The following is a 21537-nucleotide window of genomic DNA, read 5'->3' as shown; positions in this document are numbered from 1 at the left end:
CCCCCGCACACGAGACACGAAGGAGTAATGACATGCGTCTATGGACTCATATTCTGGCCGTTCTGCTGCTGGTTGGTTGTGCCAAGGGGGATACCCCCGCCGAGCAACGCAACCACATTCAACAGATGCGCCAGCAGACCCTCTCCACCCTGTATGGTCAGGATGCGGGCACCAGACAGGAGGTGGCAAGATCCAAGGGTTATGCCGTCTTCACCAATGTGAACAACAACCTGCTGGTACTGAGCGCCGGCAGTGGTTATGGGGTGCTTCGTGACAACCGCACCGGTCGCGACACCTACATGAAGATGGCGACCGCCGGCATGGGGATCGGCATGGGGATCAAGAAATTCCAGGCCGTGATCATCTTCAACGATGCCGCCGCCCTGGACAGATTCATCACCACAGGCTTCGATGCCAGCGCCCAGGCGGATCTGGCCGCCAAGTCGGCGGACGATGGCAAGGTGGTGGTCAGCGAGGCGGCCAATGCCGACTTCCAGAAGGTGAAGATGTACCAGCTCACCGAGAAGGGGGTGGCGGTGCAGGCTACCATGCAGGGCTACAAATACTGGCCGGATGACGATCTCAACGGCACCAAATAACGCCCAGACATTAATGGCCACTGCGCGGCGCTCATCAGAGCGCCGCGAGCATTTCTGCAGCCTTGAACCGCGCTAGGCGGGCTTGTCCAGCGTCAGCACCCTCACCCACATGGCTCCTTCCCCTACGTGTTGGCGGGATGAGAGGCTGAGCTCCCCCGTCTGCGCCGCGATGCGGTGCACGGCCAGGCTGTGGGACTTCTGCCCTGTGGCGATCAGATAGTGGCCGCTGTGGTCGATGGCAAAACCACGGGGACAGGATTCGGTCGGGAAGTGGCCCAGCAGGGTCAGGGCGCCGTCCTCCTCGTCGACCCCGAACAGGCTGAGCAGGCTGCTGGCCCGCTCGCTGGTGTAGAGAAAACGCCCATCCGGGGTCAGGTGGATGTCGGCCCCCCAGCGCTCTCCCTGATAACCCTCGGGCAGCATATCCAGGCTCTCTCGCGCGCCGATGCGACCATCCGCCTCCCTGTGATAGCGGTTGAGGGTGGCATCTAGCTCATTGAGGCAGTAGAGATCGCCGTTGGTGGGGTGCAGCGCCAGATGGCGGGGCCCGGCGCCGGGGGCGGTGTGGATGTCAGCCAGGGGATGGGGGCTCAGCTGACCATCCTCTCCCAGGGTGAAGCGACGAATGACATCCTCCTTGAGGCAAGCCACCAGCAGCTCCTGCTCGCCCTGCTCCGTTGTCAACAGGGTCACCGAATGGGCAGCCATCAGCCGGTCGATGCGCTGGTGTGGCGCCAGCACCCGGCCAGCGTCGTCCATGGGCGAGACGCTGACATGGTCGAAGGCGTAGGAGGCGGCAAAGAAGAGGCGCCCGGTCCCATCGGTGCAGCTGTGGGAGGCGCTGCCATAGAGCGGCGCCGAGTTGGGCGCTCCGAGCCGGCCATCCGCGGCTATGGGGTAGCTCAGCACCCGAAAGTCGGGACGCACGCCGGCATAGAGCCAGGCCTTGTCCGGGCTGATGACCAGGGGCTGCACCTCGCCGCCGGTCTGGACTTGCTGCAGCGGGGCCAGCTCGCCTTCTTCCAGTCGAAACACATGGATCAACCCGCTCACCGGGTTGGCCACATACACCACTTGTTCCATTGCACGCTCCAGAGAAAAAGAGTGCCCAGCGAGGGGCAGGGAGATAAGGCATGGTCCCATGGATGGCGCCCGCCATCCACAGCCTCATGGAGCCGCGTCAGGGTCGGCTCAGGATCTCTTGTATGACGGGTACCACCGAGAGGGCCAGCAGGGCCGCCATGGCATGGTTGAACCGGCGGCGGGCGAGGGCATTGGTCAGCCAGCGTTTGAGCAGGGTGCCACACAGGAGCCAGAGCCCGACGCAGGGGAAAGAGACGATGAAGAAGGTCAGGGCTATGGTCAGGTTCTGCTGGTGGAAGTCGGCCCCCGCGCTGGTGAAGGCGGCGATGGCGCCGGTAGCGACCACCCAGGCCTTGGCATTGACCCATTGGAACAGGGCGCCCTTGAGGAACCCCAGAGGGCGGGCAGAGGCGTCTCCCGTCACCTCGTCGGCGGAGCGGGCAATCAGCCAGGCGAGATAGAGCAGATAGAGGGTGCCGACACACTTGATGACGAAGTGCAGGCTGGGGAAGAGGGTGAACAGCTGGCCGAAACCCAGCCCCACCAGCAACAGCATCAGGGTGAAGCCGACGCAGATCCCCATGAGCAGCGGCAGGCTGCGCCTGATCCCGAAGTTGGCGCCGGCGCTCATCACCATGATGTTGTTCGGTCCCGGGGTGACAGATGCCGAGATGGCAAAGAGCACCACGGCGTAGAGATAGTCCATGAGATCCTCGTGGGTGACATTCCGTTGTCTTCCCTATATTGGGGGCCTGTTCCCGCTTTCAAGTCCGGCGGCTCGGGTAAAAAAACAGGCTCCAATATGGAGCCTGTTTGCAGGGGCAGGAGGTCGGCATCAGGCCGGCTTGCCACCATTGGGCGGCGGCAGGGCCGGGCGGGACTCTATCTTCTGCTCGTCCCCTTGCCTGTTCTTGATGTGAACGTCCATCTGGTTGAAAGCGATGTCGATGCCGTGTTCACGGAACAGTACGTCTATCCGGCGGTTCAGCTCATCGATGGCCGGGTTGCGATCCCCGAGCTCGCTCACGAAGAAGCGCAGCTCGTGATCCAGGGTGCTGGGGCCGAAGGTGAGGAAGTAGACGATGGGGGCTGGGTCCTTCAAGACCCGGCTGTTCTCCGTGGCCGCCTGCATCAACAGCTTGCGGGTCAGCTCCAGATCCGAACCATAGGCCACCCCGACCCGGGCTATGACCCGGGTGACGGTATCGGACAGGGACCAGTTAATCAGTCGCTCTATCATCAGCTGCTGGTTCGGGATGATCACTTCTTTACGGTCGAAGTCGGTGAGGGTGGTCGAGCGGATGCGGATCTTGTTGACCGTGCCCGAGATGGTGCCGATGGTGACAGTATCCCCGATCCGTACCGGGCGCTCGAACAGTATGATGATGCCCGAGATGAAGTTGGAGACTATCTGCTGCATGCCAAAACCGATACCGACCGAGAGGCCGGCGGCCAGCCACTGCAGCTTCTCCCACTGGACACCCAGCATGGCCAGCGCGGTGAGCGAGCCCATCCCGATCAGCACATAGTTGAGCATGGTGGTGAAGGCGTAGGCGGTGCCCTGGGCGAGGCGCAACTTGGAGAGTACCAGCACCTCCAGCAGGCCTGGCAGGTTGCGGGCCAGCGACAGGGCCGCCCCGAACAGGAAGAGGCCGGTCAGCACGTCGCTCAGGCTGATGGGGTAGAGCACGGCGTTGGCACCAGTGCCCTCGCTCTTGTGCCACAGCACCACGCTGTCGAGGTAGGTGAAGACAGCGACCAGATCGGACCAGAGCCAGTAGAAGGCGACGCCGAACACCAGCAGCAACATGATGCGGGTCAGGCGCAGGGACTGCTGGCTGACCTCTTCCAGATCCATGGGCTGCTCTTCGATGGCCTCGCCCCCTTCCGCATCTTCCGAAGGCTTGTGCTCGCGCTTGGCGACGGCGCGGCGGTAGGCCAGACGGCGGGCCGCCAGCTCCAGACCACGCAGGGCGGTGCGATAGACCAGGCTCCAGATGATGATGAGGTAGAAGGATTCGATCAGGCGACCGGTCAGCTTCAGGGCCGTGTAGTAGTAGCCGAGGGCCGCCAGCACCATCAGGGCCACAGGCGCCAGCGCCAGGGCGACCGCCGTCATGGTCTGCAGCATGCTGGCCTCGCCCTTGATGCGGGCGCGGGAGATGGGCAGCACCAGGTAGGCGGTCAGCCCCAGCAGCAGCATGGTCAGCGCCTGGCCGATGACATCATTGCCCAGCGATGAGGGTTCCACCACCGCCTTGGTCGACAGCATGATGAGGGGCAGCAGGGGCAGCCAGAGGTAGCGCATGCTGGTGCGCTTGGCCTGCAACTCGTCCCGCGGGATGCGGAAGTGGCTCTCGCCTATGCCGCCTGGGCGCATCACCGACAGGTAGACGCTGAACACCAGGTAGCCCAGTGCCAGGTTCAGGGTGATCTGGAAGATGAGGCGCGGGCTCAGCAGGCCGCAATAGGCCAGCAGCAGGCCGGCGGCCAGGATGAAGAGGGTACCCGGCAGGCGTTGCAATACGGTGTAGAGCAGGGCGCGCGGGGTGTGCCACTGGCTGTCTTGGCGGAAGCGGCCGAGGTCCTTGGCGATCTTCTGCTGGCGCTTGACCAGGGTCGGGCGTTTCCACAGCAGCAGGCCACCCACCAGCAGCAGCGGCAAGGCGAGCAGGGAGACCGCCAGCAGCATGTCGCCCCAGCCTTGCCAATCCGGCTTGAGCACCCAGTCGGAGACCTGCTTGTAGGCATGACCCGGCCAGTTGATGAACCACTTGCCATCGATGGGCTTGTTGCTGCTGACCCAGAAGATGTGCTGTTGCAGGGTGAATTCGATGGAGGCATAGATGCGCGTCAGCTGCTGCTGGGTGAGCTGCAGGCTGATGGCGTTGGTCAGCTGGGCATCCATCTGGCGGTTGAGCTGATCCAGCAGGCTGATGCGGGTATCGATCAGCTTGACCAGGTTAGCCTTGTCCTCTTCGCTGACGGTCTCCCTGCTGTTGGCGATCAGGTTGTCCAGATACTGGCCCTTCTGGAACAGCTGATCCCGTTGCTGGCTCAGTTCAAACTGGGCCAGGTGCAGGTCGGCTATCTGCTCTTCCAGGTTCTTCACCAGGGTGGAGGGGGCGGCCTCCAGCTGCTGGTAGAGCTGATAGAGGATGCGGGAGAGCAGCAGGTTGCCCTTGAGCATCTGCACCTGTTCGTTCAGGTTGCGCTCGGTCTGGGTGCCGCGCTCCAGCCAGCTTTTGGCCTGCAGGTTTTTCTGTGCGAGCAGGTTGAGGTTGGTGGTGGCGCTGATGAGCTGCTGGCTGAGCTGGTGGTTGATCTCCTGCTCTTTTTGCACCAGCGGGTTGTCCTGGGTGGCGACCAGCTCGCCGGTCTGCTCGGCGGCCTTCTCGGTGTCGCCGAGGCGCTTGGCGCTGCTCTGCTCCTGCAGGGCCTGCAGTTTTTGCTCCTCATGGGCGAGGCGCGCACTCTGGTAGTCGCGCTGCTTGACCGCCAGATCCTGCATGCTGGTGCGGTTGTCCAGATCCTTTTGCAGGTTGGCCAGTTGCAGGTCCAGCAATGCCAGCTCGGTATTGAGCTTCATCTTCTCGGCGCTGCTCACGCCATCCCCGGAGTTCAGGCGAGTGCGGATCTCCTGGCTGCGTTGATAGGCGCGGCTCATGTTGGCCTGGGCCCGCTCCGGCAGGGTTTGCAGGCTGGTGATCTGGCTGCCTATGGTGCCGAGGGCCTCCTGGGCATCCTGCATGTTGGCCAGCACTTCCGGCTGACGGCTCTCCAGCTCCGCCAGGCTCATGCTGGCGTATTCACTCTTGAGCTGCTCAGGGCCCTTGTCCTGGGCCAGGGAGTCTATCTTGGCGCCTATCTCTTTCATTTCGCCGGGCAGGGAGCGTACCCGCTGTGTCAGCGCCTTGGCCTTGGCCTGCTCCTTCTCGATGCTGTCGAGCAGGGCTAAGGTATCGGTCAGCAACTTCTGATCCGCCTGCTGGCTGACGGTCAGGGTCTCTGACTTGCCGAGGGCATCGAGCGCCCGCTGTACCGTGGCGCGCTGGGGCAGATCCTGCGCCATGGCTTGGGGGGCGCAGAGGCTGATGAGTAAACAGAGCAGCGGCAACAGGGTGGCCGAGGCTCTTCTGAACTGTATTGAGGGCATAAAACGTCCGGGTGATTATGCGAAATTCGGGAGGTTTCCCACTGGGGGGAAATCCGCGTGGATTCTAGCACCGGCGCGAGAGAGGCAGCAGGGGGGAGAGATAAAAAAAACGGCGCCCCAGGGCGCCGTTTTATCGGTTCAAGACTGATTAGAGTACGTGAACGGAGGCGGTGTTGGTGGTACCGCTCGGTACCAGGGCACCGGAGACCATGACGACCACGTCACCCTTCAGGCCCATGCCGCTTTGCAGTGCCGCTTCTTTGCCGATGCGATAGAAATCGTCGGTAGAGGCGATGCTGTCAACCACGTGAGCAACCACACCCTTGGTCAGGACCAGCTGGGCAGCAGTTTTCTTGTTGGTGGTGATGGCCAGGATCCAGGCTTTCGGGAAGTACTTGCGAATGGCCTTGGCAGACTTGCCGCCTTCGGTGGCAACCACGATCAGCGGGGCGTCCAGCTTCTCGGAGGTCTCGACGGCGCCTTTACAGACGGCTTCGGTGATGCGCAGCTTGTTGCTGTCGTTGGCAGCAGACAGGTTGGACGGCATCACGGCGTCGGTACGCTCGCAGATGGTGGCCATGATGGTCACGGCTTCCAGCGGGTACTTGCCCTTGGCGGATTCGCCGGACAGCATGACGGCGTCGGTACCATCCAGGATGGCGTTCGCCACGTCACCGGCTTCGGCGCGGGTCGGACGCGGGTTCTTGATCATGGAATCCAGCATCTGGGTGGCGGTGATGACCACTTTACGTGCCTTGTTGCACTTGGTGATGATCATCTTCTGGGCGAAGATCACTTCTTCAACCGGAATTTCCACACCCATGTCGCCACGAGCAACCATGATGCCGTCGGAGACAGCCAGGATGTCGTCGAAGTTGTCCAGGCCTTCCTGGTTTTCGATCTTGGATATGATCTGGATGTTCTCGCCACCGTGGGCCTTCAGGTGCTCACGGATTTCCAGCACGTCTTCTTTCTTGCGGATGAAGGAGGCGGCAACGAAGTCCACGCCCTGCTCGCAACCGAAGATGAGGTCACGCTTGTCTTTCTCGGCCAGGGCCGGCAGCTTGATGGAGACGCCCGGCAGGTTGACGCCCTTGTTCTCGCCCAGATCACCGTTGTTCAGCACCTTGCAGATGACTTCACGCTCGGTGATTTCGATGACGTCCAGACCGATCAGGCCGTCATCCACCAGGATGCGGTTGCCGACGCGCAGGTCGTTGGCGAAGCCGGCGTAGGTCACGGCGACTTTGTCCTTGTTGCCAACCACTGTCTGGTCGGTGGTGAAGGTGAAGGTCTGGCCGGCGACCAGAGAGACATCGTTGCCACCTTCCAGCTTCATGGTACGGATTTCCGGACCCTTGGTATCCAGCAGGATGGCTGCGTGCTTGCCGGTCTCGGCCATCACTTCACGCAGGTTGCGGATACGGGTGCCGTGCTCTTCGTAATCACCGTGAGAGAAGTTCAGGCGCATGACGTTCATGCCGGCGTCGAGCATCTTGCCGAGCATTTCTTTGGATTCGGTCTTGGGACCTATGGTGCAGACGATTTTGGTCTTTTTCATGTCAGTCTTCATGGTTAAGGAGTTTCCGCCGTGCAATATACACCAGTTTTTGGATACTTTTTATGATCCAGAAACAACGTTTTGAGCTAAAAACGCCTCAATTTGAAAGATAACGTTTTCGCTCACAGCTGATTTTAGGGGCTAAAATAATTGATTTTCCGCGAGTGAGGCCATTTGGTTCCCATTTCTCGCCCCCTCGATGGCCTGATCCCATGTAGTTAAATGACCAACAAGGGATGAGACCGCCAGCGAGGGAACCTGAGCCCCTTTCCCCCTCTGGCCGTCACCCAGTGTAGTCATTGGGCCGCCACAACGCAGGACGGGCGTCAGCGTCCGACCAGGTGCGCCGCCCGGGCAGGCGGCGCGCCTGTTGCGCAGGCTTAGCCGAAGAACCAGTAACCGCGGTTGATGAGACGGGTCAGCAGTTGCAGGAAGCCGGCCTGATCGGCGAGTTCCACCATGTCGGCCTGGGTGATGATGTCCTTGTCGCACAACAGGGAGATGGCGGCCGCATCTTCGCTCGGCAGGGTCCAGGCCTCGCCGTCGATGTAGCAGCTACGGCTTTCGCCGCTGAACCAGACAGAGCGCAGCCCCGGCACCTTGATGGCGGGCTCGCCCTGGGTCAGCAGATCGGCCACTTCCTCGGCGCTGTAGTCAGGCTCCATGGGGCTCACGTCCAGATCGTGCTTGGCCTCGGAGATCATGGTGCCGAACCACTCCTTGAACAGGGTCTCGTCATCCAGGGCCTGTTGCATCAATTCCCGCAGGCGGTGCAGCTCATGGGGCTGGATCTCGCCGTGACGGGCGCGGGGCTTGAGGTCTGCATCGCCGTAACGCTCGGTGCGCAGATCGTTGTCGATCAGGTGATCGGCAAACGACGAGATGAGCGCCTTGGCGTCCGGTGCCCGGAAGCCCACGGAGAAGTTCAGGGAGGGCTCGATGGCGTAGCCCTCGTGGGGGAATCCGGGCGGAATGTAGAGGATGTCGCCCGGCTCCATGATGACGTCGATGATCGCCTCGAACGGCTCGCAGTGCAGCAGGGCGGCGTGGGCGGCAAACTCGTTGAGGGGATTGGCATCGCCGACCCGCCAGTGACGCTTGCCCTGGCCCTGGGTGATGAAGACGTCGTAGTTGTCGATGTGGGGGCCGACACCGCCGTGAGGGGTGGAGAAGCTCACCATCACATCGTCAAAGCGCCAGCCCGGGATAAACTGGAACGGCAGCGCCAGCTCGTGCACCTCGGGGGCCCAGTGGTTGCAGGCCTGCACCAGCACAGTCCAGTTCTCTTCCCCCAGGTGATCATAAGACTCGAAGGGGCCGTGGGCAGCCTCCCACTTGCCGTCGAAACGGGTCACCAGGCGGGATTCGATGACCTCCTCCATGGCCAGGCCCGCCAGCTCGTCCGGGCTGATGGGATCCTGAAAGTCTTTGAAGCCACCCTTGATGAGGAGCGGGCGCTTCTGCCAGTAGTGCTCGAGGAAGTGGGCAATATCCAGATTGAGTTCGTACATGGTGCTTCTCGTATCTTGTGAGAGATCTTGCCCAAACTTGGCTTGGGCAAAGGCTCTGAAATGGCCCGATAGCCTATGACGCTATCGAATGGGCCAAAATCAACGGGGGCCCTGCCGTCATGACAGAGCCCCCGCCGGTTCGGTTTAGCCGCTTACTTCAGCAGATCGACCAGACGCTGGGCCTGACCGAGGTAGTTGGCCGGGGTCAGCTTCTTCAGTTCGACCTTGACGGCCTCGGGCAGTTCCAGGGTGTCGATGAAGGTGCGCATCCCTTCGGCATCCACGCGGCGACCACGGGTCAACTCTTTGAGCTTCTCGTAGGGCTTCTCGATGCCGTAGCGGCGCATCACTGTCTGGATGGGCTCGGCCAGCACTTCCCAGTTGGCGTCCAGATCGGCGGCCATGGCATCCGCGTTGGCTTCCAGCTTGGAGATGCCCTTGAGGGTCGCCTGATAGGCAATCAGGGAGTAACCCACGGCCACACCCAGGTTACGCAGCACGGTCGAGTCGGTCAGATCACGCTGCCAGCGGGAGATGGGCAGTTTGCTCGCCAGGTGCTGGAACACGGCGTTGGCCAGCCCCAGGTTGCCTTCGGAGTTCTCGAAGTCGATGGGGTTGACCTTGTGCGGCATGGTGGAGGAGCCGATCTCGCCCGCTATGGTGCGCTGCTTGAAGTGACCCAGGGAGATGTAACCCCACACATCGCGGTCGAAGTCGATCAGGATGGTGTTGAAGCGGGCCATGGCGTCGAACAGCTCGGCGATGTAGTCGTGGGGCTCGATCTGGGTGGTGTAGGGGTTCCAGGTCAGGCCCAAGGAGGTCACGAACTCCTCGGAGAACTGGTGCCAGTCCACTTCAGGGTAAGCGCTCACGTGGGCGTTGTAGTTGCCCACGGCGCCGTTGATCTTGCCGAGGATCTCGACCGCCATGATCTGCTTGTACTGGCGCTCCAGGCGATAGGCGACGTTGGCCATCTCCTTGCCCATGGTGCTCGGGGTCGCCGGCTGGCCGTGGGTGCGTGACAGCAGCGGCATGTCGCGGTACTCATGGGCCAGGCGCTTGAGCTCGGAAATCAGCTTCTCGCAATAAGGCTTGATGACCTGGTCGCGGGCGGTTTTCAGCATCAGGCCGTGGGAGTTGTTGTTGATGTCTTCCGAGGTGCAGGCGAAGTGGATGAATTCGCTGACGGCGGCCAGCTCGGGGTTCACTTCCACTTTCTCTTTGAGGAAGTACTCCACCGCTTTCACATCATGGTTGGTGGTGCGCTCTATCTGCTTGATGCGCGCGGCGTCCGCTTCGTTGAAGTTCAGGACTATGTCGTCCAGCAGGGCGCTCGCGGCCGCACTCAGGGCAGGGACTTCCGGGATCCCGGCGTGGCTGGCCAGTTTTTGCAACCAGCGCACCTCGACTTCGACGCGAAAACGCAGCAGACCGAATTCGGAGAAGATGGGACGCAGGGCATCGGCCTTGTCGCCATAACGACCGTCAATCGGGGAAACAGCAGTCAGCGCGGACAGCTCCATGGGGTGAACTCCTGATGTGTGTGGGGGGTTAGAAACTCAAAAACGTTTGGCCAGTTCCACCATCTTCTTGCGAGCGAAGATGATCTGGGTACGGCTGCCGCCAAGCTGGCGCCACAGCACGGCGGCACGGATGCCTGCCAGCAGCAGGGCGCGCACCTTGTGCTGCACCAGGGGCTGCTGCAGGAACAGCGGGGTACCCGCTACCTGGATGCGCGGCCCTATGGGGCTGATGAGATCGCTGTAGATGCTCGCCATGTTGGCCAGGATCTGCTCGTCGAGCAGATCGAAATGCTGTTGCTGGCGGCCGATCTGTCCGATCCGCTCCCCCAGCATGTTGAGAATGTCCTTGCGCTTGGCCAGCTTGCGCTCCAGCGCAATCAGGCTCACCACGTAGCGGGTCAGCTCGGCGTTCTTCTGGCTGCCGTCGGCCCCCAGCTGCTCCACCAGGGCGCGGTAGCCGTCGCGGATCGCGAGGTGGCTGCCGAACACTTCCAGCGGCTGCTTGGGATTGGTCACCAGCACGCTTTGCAGGCTCTCGCGCAGGGAGGCCTCGTCGCAGTTGCCGTCACGGGCCACTTTTTGCACCAGATAGGCCGCCTGGCAGATGCCGGCGAAAGCCATGGTTCTGTCTTGGAATTTGTCGCTCACGTCTGCTGCCTTCTGTTAAGGATTCAAACCGGATGGCTGAAACGCTGTTCTATGATGCCGCCGCCCAGGCAGACTTCCCCGTCATAGAAGACGGCGGACTGGCCCGGGGTCACCGCAGCCTGTTTCTCGTCGAAGATGACCCTGATGGTCTCATCGTCGATGGGCTGGATGAGGCAGGGGATGTCCTGCTGGCGGTAACGGGTCTTGACGGTGCAGCGAAGCGGCGCCCGGATCGGGGTGCGATCCACCCAGTGCAATTGGCTCGCGATCAGGCCATCGGAGTAGAGGCGGGGATGCTCCCCCTGCGCCACCACTAGCGTGTTGCGCTCCACCTCTTTGTCCACCACGTACCAGGCCTCTTCGGTCGCATCCTTCATGCCACCGATGCCGAGTCCCTTGCGCTGGCCCAGGGTGTGATACATCAGGCCCTGGTGCTCGCCGATGACCTTGCCATCCACGGTTTCGATGGGGCCGGGCTGGGCGGGCAGGAACTTGGCCAGGAAGTCCTTGAACTTGCGCTCACCGATAAAGCAGATACCGGTGGAGTCCTTCTTCTTGGCGGTGATGAGCTCGAGCTGCTCGGCGATGCGGCGCACCTCCGGCTTCTCCAGATCCCCGACCGGGAACAGGCTCTGACCCACCTGGGCTTCGCTCAGGGTGTAGAGGAAGTAGCTCTGGTCCTTGTTGTTGTCGAGACCGCGCAGCAGGCGCGGGCGGCCTGTGCTGTCGTCACGGCGCACATAGTGGCCGGTGGCGATGTAGGTGGCACCCAGCTCTTCGGCGGCAAACTCGAGGAACGCCTTGAACTTGATCTCCTTGTTGCACAGGATATCCGGGTTCGGCGTGCGCCCCGCCTTGTACTCTTCCAGGAAGTGCTCGAACACGTTGTCCCAGTACTCGGCGGCGAAGTTGATGGTGTGGAGTTTCATCCCCAGCTTGTCGCAGACGGCCTTGGCATCAGCCAAATCCTGGGAGGCGGAGCAGTACTCGTCCGTGTCGTCTTCTTCCCAGTTCTTCATGAACAAGCCTTCGACCTGATAACCCTGCTGCTGGAGCAGGTAGGCCGAGACGGAAGAATCCACGCCGCCGGACATGCCGACGATCACCTTGATTTGGCTGTTGTCTGTCATTAGTCGAAGTTACCAGTTCGTTTAAACGGGGCGTATTCTACCAGAGTTTTGCGCCCCCGGTCACATCTCCCTGCCGTCGTTCCCCTCGGGAGCCCGGCGTCGGGAAATCGTTTTTCTGTTTGTCGGCACCATGATGAAATAAATGGTGCCAAATGATCCTAAATGGCCTGTTCAGGAGCTGTCACGAGAGGTCGGAAGCTCGGTAAAGAGCAGCGCAGGAACCGGAGTGTGTAAATACACATGAGCTTTCCTGATTACAAACAAGCGAGCAGCACATGAGCCTTGATCACTGCCTCGCAGCAAGATCGTGGACAGGTTCTCAAATAAAGGCCTTGAGCGCCGACAGGGGCAGGCGAGTGCCCCCCAGATAGTCCTGGATGCACTGCCACACCAATGGGCTGCGCAGGGCCGGCTTGCACTCGGCTATCTCCGCCAGGGTGAGCCAGTGGCAGGCCAGCACATCGCCGTCGGGATCCTCTGGATGGTGCTGACCCGGCGCCTTTTCAAGGTCGAAGATGACGGCGGTACGCACGAAGGTGGCCTCGCTGTCCGCCGGTTTGTAGAGATAGACCCCGAGCCAGGCGCTGGGGGTGGCAGTCAGCCCCGTCTCCTCTTTTAGTTCGCGGCAGGCCGCCTCAATCAGGTTTTCCCCCGGCTCCACGTGGCCGGCGGGCTGGTTGAAGCGGCGCTGCCCCTTGATCTCCTCTTCCACCAGCAGGAAGCGACCCTGCCAGTGCACCAGGGCGGCCACCGTCAGGCGACTCTGCAGGGGCGGGTGTTCGATCATGATGACTCCTTGTCTCCGGGATGACGGGCGGGTCGGCGGGCCGTGCCCCGGCCGCTGCTGCGGGGTTTGTTCTCGCCCGCCGTGGGTGATCCGGGTTTGCCCGTACCGCGCGGCTTGTCCCGTTGCTGGGGCTGGCTTGCCCGGCGCGGGGCTTCGCCTGCCGGTTTGGCTGCGCTGCCACTGGCTCGGGGTGATGACGGTTTGCGCCTGGCCGGTGCCAGCTCGGGGGCGGGCAGGCTGCGGCTCTGGCCGGGTGCCAGACCGTCGAGGGTCCAGTCACCTATGGCGTAGCGAATGAGGCGCAGGGTGGGGTGGCCTATATGGGCCGTCATCCGCCTCACCTGACGATTGCGCCCCTCCACAATTTTTATCTCCAGCCAGCTGGTGGGGATCTCCTTGCGCATCCGTATCGGCGGATTGCGCGGCCACAGCTCGGGTTCATCCATAATGCGCGCCCCGGCGGGCAGTGTCATGCCGTCGTTGAGCTCGACCCCGGCGCGCAGGGCGGCCAGTGCCGCCTCGCTCGGCACCCCTTCCACCTGCACCCAATAGGTCTTGGGGGTCTTCTCCCCCGGCTGGGTGAGGCGCGCCTGCAGCTTGCCGTCGTTGGTGAGCAGCAAGAGCCCCTCGCTGTCGCGGTCGAGCCGCCCTGCGGCATAGATGCCGGGCTCTTTGATGTAATCCTTGAGGGTTTCGCGCCCCGCCTCGTCGGTGAACTGGCAGAGCACCATGTAGGGCTTGTTCAGCAGCAAGAGCTTGCGATCTGCCGGTGCCACCTCTGGTTTTTGCCCCGCCACTCTGGCGTCGCCCGCCTGCCAGGTACCGGCCAGTGAGCGGGCAAGGCCGGGCTTGTGGGCCTCATCCTGTGTGGGGCGGCCAGCGGCGCTGATGCGGCCGGAGAGGGAGAGGCGGGGACGGGCAGGTTTCATCGCATGCATACCAAAAACAGGGGATGCCGGAGTGTATCACGGAGGCGCCCGCCTTGGGTCATAGGGGCATGGAGGGAAAGGGTTTGGCAAATCCGCTCCCTGCCTCCCCCTTCGCAGGGAGAGGGGGCTGGGAGATTCAGCTCAGCAGGCTGTCGATGACGATGGCCTGGCGGGCGGGGGCCGAGCTTGCGTGCAGCAGCGCCGTGCTGACCACCTCGTTCATCAGGGCGCGGGCCAGCCGGGTGAGGGGGCGCAACTGCTCGGGGGCCAGAGCGGCCGGAATGGCCAGCAATATGATGGTCTGCACAGGCCCGAGCGCCGATCCCCAGTCGATGGGCTCATCGCAGCCAAGCAGCGAGAGGGCGGGTTTGGTGATGGCGGGGCAGATCACATGGGGCATGGCCAGCCCTGGCCGGATGATGGTGGCGGCGAGTTGTTCCCGCGCTGCTATGGCCTGCTCCAGCGCGGCTCTGTCACGCACCCGCTCCCCTGGCAGCAGATTCACCAGGACCTGCAACGCCAGCGCCTTGTCGAGGGGCGCCGAGCTGTGGCCGAGCTGGGCGAGGGAAAAACCGTAGTCGGGCAGGGCGGCGGCCAGGCGCTGCTCGGCCCGGGCCGAGGTGGCGGGGCGCCCCAGCGGCTGGCCCAGCTCCACGCACCAGCAGGTGAAGGCCATGTGGGCGAGCTCCGCATCCAGCCCTTCGATCAGCAGCTGGCAGAGATCCCCGGGCTGGGTGGCCAGGGTGAGCAGGGCGAGCTGGCTGCTCGCCTCTGCCCGCTGGCGACGGCTGATGTTGATGAAGAGGATCTGGGATTTGAACAGCCCGGCCAGTCGACAGAGCTGCTTGGCCTGGGTGATGGTCAAGCCCTGGTGGCAGCAGAAGGTGAGCTCGCGGCGGAGCATTCAGGCGCCGGGGGTGGCGGCTTTGAGCACGGCGGCGGCGTCCAGCAGCACGGACTCCAGGGATACCTGGCGCACGGCGCAGCCGAGGAAGCGCTCCTTCTGCTCTATCTCGATGTCGGAGGCGATGAGCACCAGATCCGCGCTGGCGATGTCCCTGGCGGTCAGCACGTTCTCCAGTCCCATGGCGCCCTGGGTCTCCACCTTGATCTTCAGTCCCAGCTTGTCGGCGGCGGTTTGCAGCGCCTCGGCGGCCATGTAGGTGTGGGCTATGCCGGTGGGGCAGGCGGTGACGGCGAGGATCTTCATGGGCTCTCTAGGCAAGTGGGGATGGGGCCACAAGATAGCGCCAAGCACGCGGGTTTGCCAAAGGTGCGGGGTGAAAGTGGGATCTTGGCCGCCCTGTGGTGCCTGCGTGCACAGAGGATGGCAAGAGTATGGATTCATATGCTTCTGATGGGCGGCAATAAAAAACCGGCCCCACCAGAAGGCGGGGCCGGTTGCATTCAGTTAACGCGGGTTCAGGCGGACTGGGTGGCCAGCTCGGCGGCTTTCAACTCGCGCTTGATACGGCGGATCTTGCGCTCCTCGGCCACGGCCACGCAGGCCATCAGCACCAGGCAGGCGGCGGCGGCCATGTCCAGCGCCGCGAAGGTGCCGGTCCAGCCGGTCAGGCCGAAGATGGGGGTGCCGTCGGCTATCATGCCCAGACCCAGCTTGGCGAAGCTGTCACCGATGAGGTAGGCGAAGGTGCCCTTGACGCCATCGGCCACGCTGATGCCCTGCTTGGGCACGAAGCCCACGGCGGCCACGCCGATCAGCAGTTGCGGACCAAACACCAGGAAGCCCAGCAGGAACAGAGAGCCCAGGAACATGAACTGGGTGGTGGCGTGCTGGTAGAGACCCAGAGTGGCGATAATCAGCGCCAGTGCCACACAGGCCACCAGACCACGGCGACCGTTGGCCAGATCCGAGAGATAACCCCACATCAGGGTGCCGACCAGGGCGCCCACTTCGAAGAAGGTGAAGCCCTGGATGGCGACTTCCTTGGAGAAGCCGAGCTCCTGGTGGGCGTAGACGGTGGACCACTGGTCGATGCCGATGCGCACCACGTAGAGGAAGATGTTGGCAAAGCAGAGCAGCCAGATCACCTTGTTCATCAGCACGTACTTCACGAAGATCTGACCCTTGGTCAACTTCTGCTCTTCGGTGGCTATGTCCTCTTCGCTCGCGACTTCGTCAAACAGCTCCTCTACCTTGCCCAGACCATAGGCTTCCGGCGAGTCGCTGCCAAAACGCAGGCCGACGAAGCCGACGATGAGGGCGATGACGGACGGGAAGATAAACATGCCGAGCACGTTGCCATCGAACAGGTAGTTGGCACCGAACAGCGCCACACCGGCCGCCCCGGCGCCGCCCACGTTGTGGGAGAGGTTCCACATGCCGAGGTAGGTGCCGCGCTTGTTGCGGGGAGTCCACTTGGTGATGGTGGAGTAACTGCAAGAGCCACCACAGCTCTGGAAGAAGCCGCTCAGGGCATAGAAGAAGATCATGAAGTAGAGGCTAAAACCCGTGCCCCCCATGCTGGCACTGAAGCCCAGCATGCAGAGGGCGGAGAGGATCAGCATCAGCGGCAGGAACTGCTTGGTGTTCTTGCCGTCGGCATAGTAGGAGACGACCGTCTTGCCCACCCCGTAGGTGATGGAGAAGCCGAGGCCTATCATACCAAGCTCGGTCATGGAGAGACCGTACTCCTGGATCATGTCGTTCTGGGCGATGTTGAAGTTCTTGCGGATCAGATACATGGTCAGATAGCCAATGAATACAACCAGATAAGATTGCATGAATGGCTTGAACCAGAGCTTGCGCCGGGCTTCGACCGGCAGGTCCAGGGTGGGGAACCGGACCTGTTCGAGCAGTTTAAACATCTTCGTTCATCCTCTGCGAGATAGACGCTATTCCCGCCGCGTTCCTCATTTGTGTATTGAACTCGTTCAATCTGTTATGGGAGGTCACGCCACGGGAAGGGCGACAGGAAGAGGGCGAACTGCAGAGCGCTCCCCTGTCGATTGAACCCATGCCCGAACGCACCATGGCGTGCCGGGTAACTACATCAGGTAGGTCGACTGTAAAGAGGCGGGCTGTGGATGGCGTGAGAGCCATGCCTAGGGGGATTAGGAAAATTTCCTAGTTTGGCGGCTTGTGGCCGTGAAGCGTGAAGGGGATCACAGAGTTTGTTCAAGAGCCCGAGAGCCTGGATGGGTGCGCCGCCGCAGGGGCAGGCGCCGTCAGGCTCGCAAAAAGGGGGCGAGCGCGCAAAAAACAAGGAGGCCACCCGGGGGTGGCCTACTGTCATCTCAAGTGCCTGTGGTGGACAAGGTTCAGGCCGCCTTGGCCAGTTCCACCTGGTCGGTTTTCTTCACCCGCAGTTTTTTCAGGGCAACCGCCACCACGCCGGTGACTATGGCGCCACAGATCATGCAGAGCAGCGCCAGCAGCGGCTTGTTGACCGCACCCAGCAGGGCGACGATGGGGCCACCGTGGGCGACGCTGTTGGTGATGCCAAACAGGAAGGCCATCACGGCGGCTGTCATGCTGCCCAGCACGTTGGCGGGAATGACGGCGAGCGGGTCACGGGCGGCGAACGGAATGGCTCCCTCGGAGATCCCCACCAGGCCCATGGCACCGGCGGCCTTGCCCGCCTCGATTTCGGAGGCATCGAAGATGCCCAGCTTGCGACCGAGCACTGTGGCGAGCGACATGCCGAGCGGCGCCGCCGGTATGGCGCAGGCCATGGCGCCCATGAACTGGGTCTGGCCCGAGGCAATCATGCCGACCGAGAACAGGAAGGCCACCTTGTTGACCGGGCCACCCATGTCAAAGCCCGCCATGCCCCCGAGCACTATGCCCAGCAGCACCAGGCTGCCGCCGCTCATGGAGAGCAGCATGGCGTTCAGACCCGTCATCATGTCGGCGATGGGCGCACCTATGATGAAGATGAAGACGGCAGCGATAAAGAGCGACCCGACGATGGGGGCGATCAGGATAGGCACCAGGGGTTGCACCATCTTGTGGTAGTGGCGGGTCGCTATCCAGCGCACCAGATAACCGACCAGCAGGCCTGCGATGATGGCACCAATAAAGCCGGTCCCGGCGTCGGCGCCGTAGAAGCTGCCGTTGTTGGCTATCCAGCCGCCGATAAAGCCCGGCGCCAGGGCGGGTCTGTCACCTATTGCGTAGGCGATGTAGCCCGCCAGTATGGGGATCATCAGGGTGAAGGCGGCCACGCCCACGTTGAGGATCTGGTTCCACATGCTCCCTGCCGGGATCTGCATGCCGCTCGGGGTCGGATCCCCGCCGATGGCGAGCGCCAGGGCGATCAGCAGGCCCCCGGTCACCACGAAGGGGATCATATGGGAGACGCCGTTCATCAGGTAACGGTAGAGGTCGGAACTGCCGCCAGCGCTTTTCTCCTCGCTCTTGCGCTCATCCTTGTCCGCCACATAGGCGGGGGCCTTGAGGGCCTGCTCGATCAGTCCCTTGCCATCCTTGATGGGGGCCTTCACTCCTGTCTTGATGAGCGGCTTGCCATTGAAGCGGGCCATGTCCACCTGCTTGTCACAGGCCACGACTATGGCGCTGGCGCGGGCAATCTCGGCCGCGGTCGGGCTGTTCTTGACGCCGATGGAGCCATTGGTCTCCACCTTCACCTCGTAACCCAATTCCTTGGCGGCGCGCTCCAGGGACTCTGCCGCCAGATAGGTGTGGGCTATGCCGGCCGGGCAGCCGGTGACACCTATGATGAAGCCCTTGTCGGCGGCGGGGGCGGCTTGCTCCTCTCTCTTCTCAAGCAGCAGGGCCAGCGCGGCAGCGGGGCTCTTGGCCGCCAGCAGGGCGTCGATAAAGCCCTCTTCGATCAGCTTGGCGGAGAGCTCGGCCAGCACCTCGATATGGTGGTTGGCGCCGCCCGCCGGGGAGGCAATCATGAAGAACAGCCGGGACGGCTTGCCATCCTCGGCGCCGTAATCGATACCGCTGCGGCTGATGCCGATGGCCACCGCCGGAGTGCTCACCGCCGCGCTCTTGGCGTGGGGCAGGGCTACGCCTTCCTCGAAGCCGGTGTTGTCCAGCTCTTCCCGGGCCCACAAGTCCTTGATGAACTGCTGCTCGTCGCTGACCTTGCCTTGGGCGACCAGCAAGCGGGTCATCTCGCTGAAGACCTCCTCCTTGCGGCTGGCCTTTAAATCGAGCGCGATCAGTTGCTCGTTGATAAGGGTGGTGATCATGGTGTTCTCCCTGCTCCCTTGATGGAGCCTGTTGGCATGCCGTGCACACGGCATGCAGACAAAATTGACACGACTATTATCGCGTCGGGGCGCAAGCAACCCTATCGGACAAATGTGCGAATGACTGGATTTTTGTGCGGTAAAATCCCGGGTGTGAGCCGGATCCCAAAGCGAGGAGTTGGGCAGCAGCAGCGAATTTAATTGGTTTTTACATATAAAATCATGTTGTTAGCAGGAATTTCCTTGTGACCGAATTGCCGTGGCCCTACCAGTCTGGACGGGAGAGAGAAGCTTATTCTGTAAATTTGTGAGGGTTTATGATGGGGCTAGATGTGAGACAACGCACATAAATGGCTGTCATCAGGGGAGCTTGGGGGAGTGCAAACTGGAGAAATGGGCTTGGCGAGCGGGATTTGTGGGGGCAGCCATAGCACCGCCCAGCGCCGTAGGATGCAATGAACGAAGTGAATTGCACCGCTTGTGTGGTGGCAGAAAGGTAGAGGTGCAATGCGCTGCGCTTATTGCACCCTACTGAACTGTTATCTGGCGTGGTGGCGCTGTATTAGCCAGCCAATTCCCACCATAACGGCCGCGACACCGATCGCGATCTGATAAAGGCGTCCCACCGCCCGCTAAAGTAAATCCATATGAAAATCCTGCCGGATAAGTTCCGGGGTCAAGCCGAGTGGCGCCGCAATGGCCAGGCTGGATATGAATTTCACAAGCAATCTGGTTTAGTTATTGGGGGACGTCTGTATAGATTCATTCTTGTATAATTCAGTTAGCTCTATTGGCGCAAGTAAGGACATGCTTTAATTTGGATGCTTTTCAGTTTGCCATTTCTAAATGAACATGAGGTGCCGTTAAATTAAGCATCCACCTACTCCGCTGAAGGTTGCTGTGGCGTTCGAAAATTCAATATCCAAGATACGCCAATACCTGAATCAGCTTTGCTAGTCGAACCTATGGGCTTTATTATTTACGTGGCATCATCATCCATAGACCGCAGAGGGCGACACCCATGCCCAGCAATCGAGTGACTGAAAAGGCTTCTCGAAAAAACAAGAGTCCAATAGGTAAAAGCAAGAGTGTACCTGCCGCATTGGTCAGGAATGAAGATATTCCTAAATGACCACCGGCTCGATATAGCAACAAGAATCCAAGCTCAATCCCCAAAATTCCCAGCGCCACGCCCGCAACACTCCAGTTTAATATTTGGAAGCTGCGACTACCGTCATAAAAATAAATGCCAGGTAAACATAATAAAAGGGCGATGCCATAACTCAAGGACAGAGATAAAAATGGATTGACACCACTAGGTACAAATTTAATCGAAAGGTGGTATACGACCGAACCTGCGATCGCAAGAATGACAGCTAAAACATACATCGTGAACTCCAGCTAAAAAATAAAAGCATGCTCAGTCTAGCGGATGCCACAGTTCATAGGTAGACTGCAAAAATGAATGGCAGCTATAAGATTCCTTTATGACAAATGACTTTGATACCGCACTGCTGCGCTCTTTCGTGAGTGTTGTACGATGTGGCAGCATTAACCGGGCCGCAATATTGCAAGGGAAAACACAGCCAGCGCTTAGCCAGCAAATTCAGCGTTTAGAGCAGCAACTAGGCCATGCATTGCTGCTTCGCTCCAACAGAGGAATACGTTTAAGTACTGAGGGGGAGGCGTTATTACCTTATGCAGAACGTATTTTGAGTCTGACCGATCAACTGAGTCTAAAGCCTGCATCACAAGGTAAGCTGCATTGCAGTATTGGTTTGGTTGAAGATCTTGTGAGTAATCACTTTACCCGCGTACTAGCAGACTTTGCTTGTGTGCATCCTGGATTAAGCTTGCGGGTTGAGGTGACTAACAAGCAGTCACTATTTGCTGCGTTTGAACGTGGTGAGCTGGATGTGTTGGTCAGCATGCCGATTGCCAATGCGCCAGCACCAATTCAGGAATTCAGTTTTCCACTTTATTGGTTTGCAGCGCATGGGTTCGAACATCAAGGTGAATCATTACCTTTAGTCATATTTAGTCAACCCTGCTCATGGCGTAATCGTATATTAGAGGCATTGAATAGAGAAGATATTCCTTGGCATATAGTATTTGAGAGCAGTAGCCTTGCAGCTTTACAGGCTGCTACAGAGGCTGGGCTGGGTGTCGTCGCTTTATTTTCTCAAACACCCCCAAAGCATAGCCAGAGATTGACCCAGCTCCCTGCACTCCCAAATATTACAATTGCAGTTTATCGCCAGCGGGGAGAGATGGATGGAACGGTTCAAGATTTAACCAATCTGTTTCTAAGAGAAATGCAGCATAATGTTGTAACGCCAAATGATGGTGAAGGGCAGTAGAGCACTGAAGAAAGGGGCTCAGCCCAGCTTGTGCGATCAGGAAGCACTTCATGGGCAAGGAGC

At 60.9% G+C, this 21537-nt stretch carries 17 protein-coding genes; 2 read left to right on the top strand and 15 right to left on the bottom strand.

What is annotated here, in order from left to right:
• Positions 1-32: 32 nt before the first annotated feature.
• Positions 33-599, top strand: a complete 567-nt coding sequence (locus OC537_RS10020; protein ID WP_106886231.1) for a YSC84-related protein — start codon at positions 33-35, stop codon at positions 597-599.
• 72 nt (positions 600-671) lie between these two features.
• Here OC537_RS10020 and OC537_RS10015 read toward each other — a convergent pair whose 3' ends face one another.
• From OC537_RS10015 to OC537_RS09940, 15 genes are all read right to left on the bottom strand, one after another.
• Positions 672-1682 carry a beta-propeller fold lactonase family protein gene (locus OC537_RS10015; protein WP_262110942.1) on the bottom strand — a complete coding sequence of 337 codons (1011 nt, stop codon included), beginning with the start codon at positions 1680-1682 and terminating at the stop codon, positions 672-674.
• A 97-nt stretch (positions 1683-1779) separates the two neighbouring features.
• Complete coding sequence (locus OC537_RS10010) at positions 1780-2388, bottom strand: LysE family translocator (protein WP_025327715.1); 609 nt, start codon at positions 2386-2388, stop codon at positions 1780-1782.
• 129 nt (positions 2389-2517) lie between these two features.
• Positions 2518-5838 carry a mechanosensitive channel MscK gene (gene mscK, locus OC537_RS10005; protein ID WP_262110941.1) on the bottom strand — a complete coding sequence of 1107 codons (3321 nt, stop codon included), beginning with the start codon at positions 5836-5838 and terminating at the stop codon, positions 2518-2520.
• Between the two features lie 148 nt (positions 5839-5986).
• Positions 5987-7399 carry a pyruvate kinase PykF gene (gene pykF / locus OC537_RS10000; RefSeq protein WP_025327713.1) on the bottom strand — a complete coding sequence of 471 codons (1413 nt, stop codon included), beginning with the start codon at positions 7397-7399 and terminating at the stop codon, positions 5987-5989.
• A 380-nt stretch (positions 7400-7779) separates the two neighbouring features.
• Positions 7780-8910: a cupin domain-containing protein gene (locus tag OC537_RS09995; protein ID WP_262110940.1), complete on the bottom strand. Its 1131-nt coding sequence runs from the start codon at positions 8908-8910 to the stop codon at positions 7780-7782.
• A 152-nt stretch (positions 8911-9062) separates the two neighbouring features.
• Entirely contained in the window at positions 9063-10433 is a 1371-nt protein-coding gene (gene purB / locus OC537_RS09990; RefSeq protein ID WP_111910240.1) for an adenylosuccinate lyase, read from the bottom strand.
• Positions 10434-10469: 36 nt separating this feature from the next.
• The gene (hflD, locus tag OC537_RS09985) at positions 10470-11081 is read right to left on the bottom strand and encodes a high frequency lysogenization protein HflD (protein ID WP_041205352.1); all 612 of its coding nucleotides are present in this window, start codon (positions 11079-11081) and stop codon (positions 10470-10472) included.
• A 23-nt stretch (positions 11082-11104) separates the two neighbouring features.
• Positions 11105-12211, bottom strand: coding sequence for a tRNA 2-thiouridine(34) synthase MnmA (gene mnmA / locus OC537_RS09980; RefSeq protein WP_106886237.1), 1107 nt, complete (start codon positions 12209-12211; stop codon positions 11105-11107).
• Positions 12212-12530: 319 nt separating this feature from the next.
• Positions 12531-12998 (bottom strand): NUDIX hydrolase, encoded by a 468-nt coding sequence (locus OC537_RS09975; RefSeq protein WP_262110939.1) that lies wholly within the window; start codon positions 12996-12998, stop codon positions 12531-12533.
• The gene (locus OC537_RS09970; RefSeq protein ID WP_410050470.1) at positions 12995-13927 is read right to left on the bottom strand and encodes a pseudouridine synthase; all 933 of its coding nucleotides are present in this window, start codon (positions 13925-13927) and stop codon (positions 12995-12997) included. Before OC537_RS09970 ends, OC537_RS09975 begins: the two co-directional genes overlap by 4 nt.
• Positions 13928-14063: 136 nt before the next feature.
• Positions 14064-14831: a PTS sugar transporter subunit IIA gene (locus OC537_RS09965; protein ID WP_262110937.1), complete on the bottom strand. Its 768-nt coding sequence runs from the start codon at positions 14829-14831 to the stop codon at positions 14064-14066.
• Positions 14832-15137 carry a PTS fructose transporter subunit IIB gene (locus OC537_RS09960; protein WP_139745935.1) on the bottom strand — a complete coding sequence of 102 codons (306 nt, stop codon included), beginning with the start codon at positions 15135-15137 and terminating at the stop codon, positions 14832-14834.
• Positions 15138-15349: 212 nt separating this feature from the next.
• Positions 15350-16756 carry a hexose-6-phosphate:phosphate antiporter gene (gene uhpT, locus OC537_RS09955; protein ID WP_262110936.1) on the bottom strand — a complete coding sequence of 469 codons (1407 nt, stop codon included), beginning with the start codon at positions 16754-16756 and terminating at the stop codon, positions 15350-15352.
• A gap of 453 nt (positions 16757-17209) precedes the next feature.
• A complete protein-coding gene (locus OC537_RS09950) occupies positions 17210-19114 on the bottom strand; it encodes a fructose-specific PTS transporter subunit EIIC (protein ID WP_111910234.1) in 1905 nt (634 codons plus the stop codon).
• Between the two features lie 975 nt (positions 19115-20089).
• Positions 20090-20503, bottom strand: a complete 414-nt coding sequence (locus tag OC537_RS09940; protein WP_080741044.1) for a hypothetical protein — start codon at positions 20501-20503, stop codon at positions 20090-20092.
• Between the two features lie 98 nt (positions 20504-20601).
• On the opposite strand from OC537_RS09940, the gene OC537_RS09935 reads away from it, so the two are divergent.
• Positions 20602-21474 (top strand): LysR substrate-binding domain-containing protein, encoded by an 873-nt coding sequence (locus tag OC537_RS09935; RefSeq protein WP_262110935.1) that lies wholly within the window; start codon positions 20602-20604, stop codon positions 21472-21474.
• Positions 21475-21537: the final 63 nt, after the last annotated feature.

Source organism: Aeromonas sp. Marseille-Q5825 (assembly GCF_946892685.1).
Taxonomy (GTDB): Bacteria; Pseudomonadota; Gammaproteobacteria; order Enterobacterales; family Aeromonadaceae; genus Aeromonas; species Aeromonas rivipollensis.
The sequence above is the reverse complement of the archived record's forward strand: the minus strand, read 5'-3'. Positions and strand labels throughout refer to the sequence as shown.

Bases quoted from the DNA above. Each gene is read 5' to 3' on its own strand.
- OC537_RS10020 (WP_106886231.1), top strand. From the start codon at position 33: ATGCGTCTATGGACTCATATTCTGGCCGTTCTGCTGCTGGTTGGTTGT.
- OC537_RS10015 (WP_262110942.1), bottom strand. From the start codon at position 1,682: ATGGAACAAGTGGTGTATGTGGCCAACCCGGTGAGCGGGTTGATCCAT.
- OC537_RS10010 (WP_025327715.1), bottom strand. From the start codon at position 2,388: ATGGACTATCTCTACGCCGTGGTGCTCTTTGCCATCTCGGCATCTGTC.
- mscK (WP_262110941.1), bottom strand. From the start codon at position 5,838: ATGCCCTCAATACAGTTCAGAAGAGCCTCGGCCACCCTGTTGCCGCTG.
- pykF (WP_025327713.1), bottom strand. From the start codon at position 7,399: ATGAAAAAGACCAAAATCGTCTGCACCATAGGTCCCAAGACCGAATCC.
- OC537_RS09995 (WP_262110940.1), bottom strand. From the start codon at position 8,910: ATGTACGAACTCAATCTGGATATTGCCCACTTCCTCGAGCACTACTGG.
- purB (WP_111910240.1), bottom strand. From the start codon at position 10,433: ATGGAGCTGTCCGCGCTGACTGCTGTTTCCCCGATTGACGGTCGTTAT.
- mnmA (WP_106886237.1), bottom strand. From the start codon at position 12,211: ATGACAGACAACAGCCAAATCAAGGTGATCGTCGGCATGTCCGGCGGC.
- OC537_RS09975 (WP_262110939.1), bottom strand. From the start codon at position 12,998: ATGATCGAACACCCGCCCCTGCAGAGTCGCCTGACGGTGGCCGCCCTG.
- OC537_RS09970 (WP_410050470.1), bottom strand. From the start codon at position 13,927: ATGAAACCTGCCCGTCCCCGCCTCTCCCTCTCCGGCCGCATCAGCGCC.
- OC537_RS09965 (WP_262110937.1), bottom strand. From the start codon at position 14,831: ATGCTCCGCCGCGAGCTCACCTTCTGCTGCCACCAGGGCTTGACCATC.
- OC537_RS09960 (WP_139745935.1), bottom strand. From the start codon at position 15,137: ATGAAGATCCTCGCCGTCACCGCCTGCCCCACCGGCATAGCCCACACC.
- uhpT (WP_262110936.1), bottom strand. From the start codon at position 16,756: ATGTTTAAACTGCTCGAACAGGTCCGGTTCCCCACCCTGGACCTGCCG.
- OC537_RS09950 (WP_111910234.1), bottom strand. From the start codon at position 19,114: ATGATCACCACCCTTATCAACGAGCAACTGATCGCGCTCGATTTAAAG.
- OC537_RS09940 (WP_080741044.1), bottom strand. From the start codon at position 20,503: ATGTATGTTTTAGCTGTCATTCTTGCGATCGCAGGTTCGGTCGTATAC.
- OC537_RS09935 (WP_262110935.1), top strand. From the start codon at position 20,602: ATGACAAATGACTTTGATACCGCACTGCTGCGCTCTTTCGTGAGTGTT.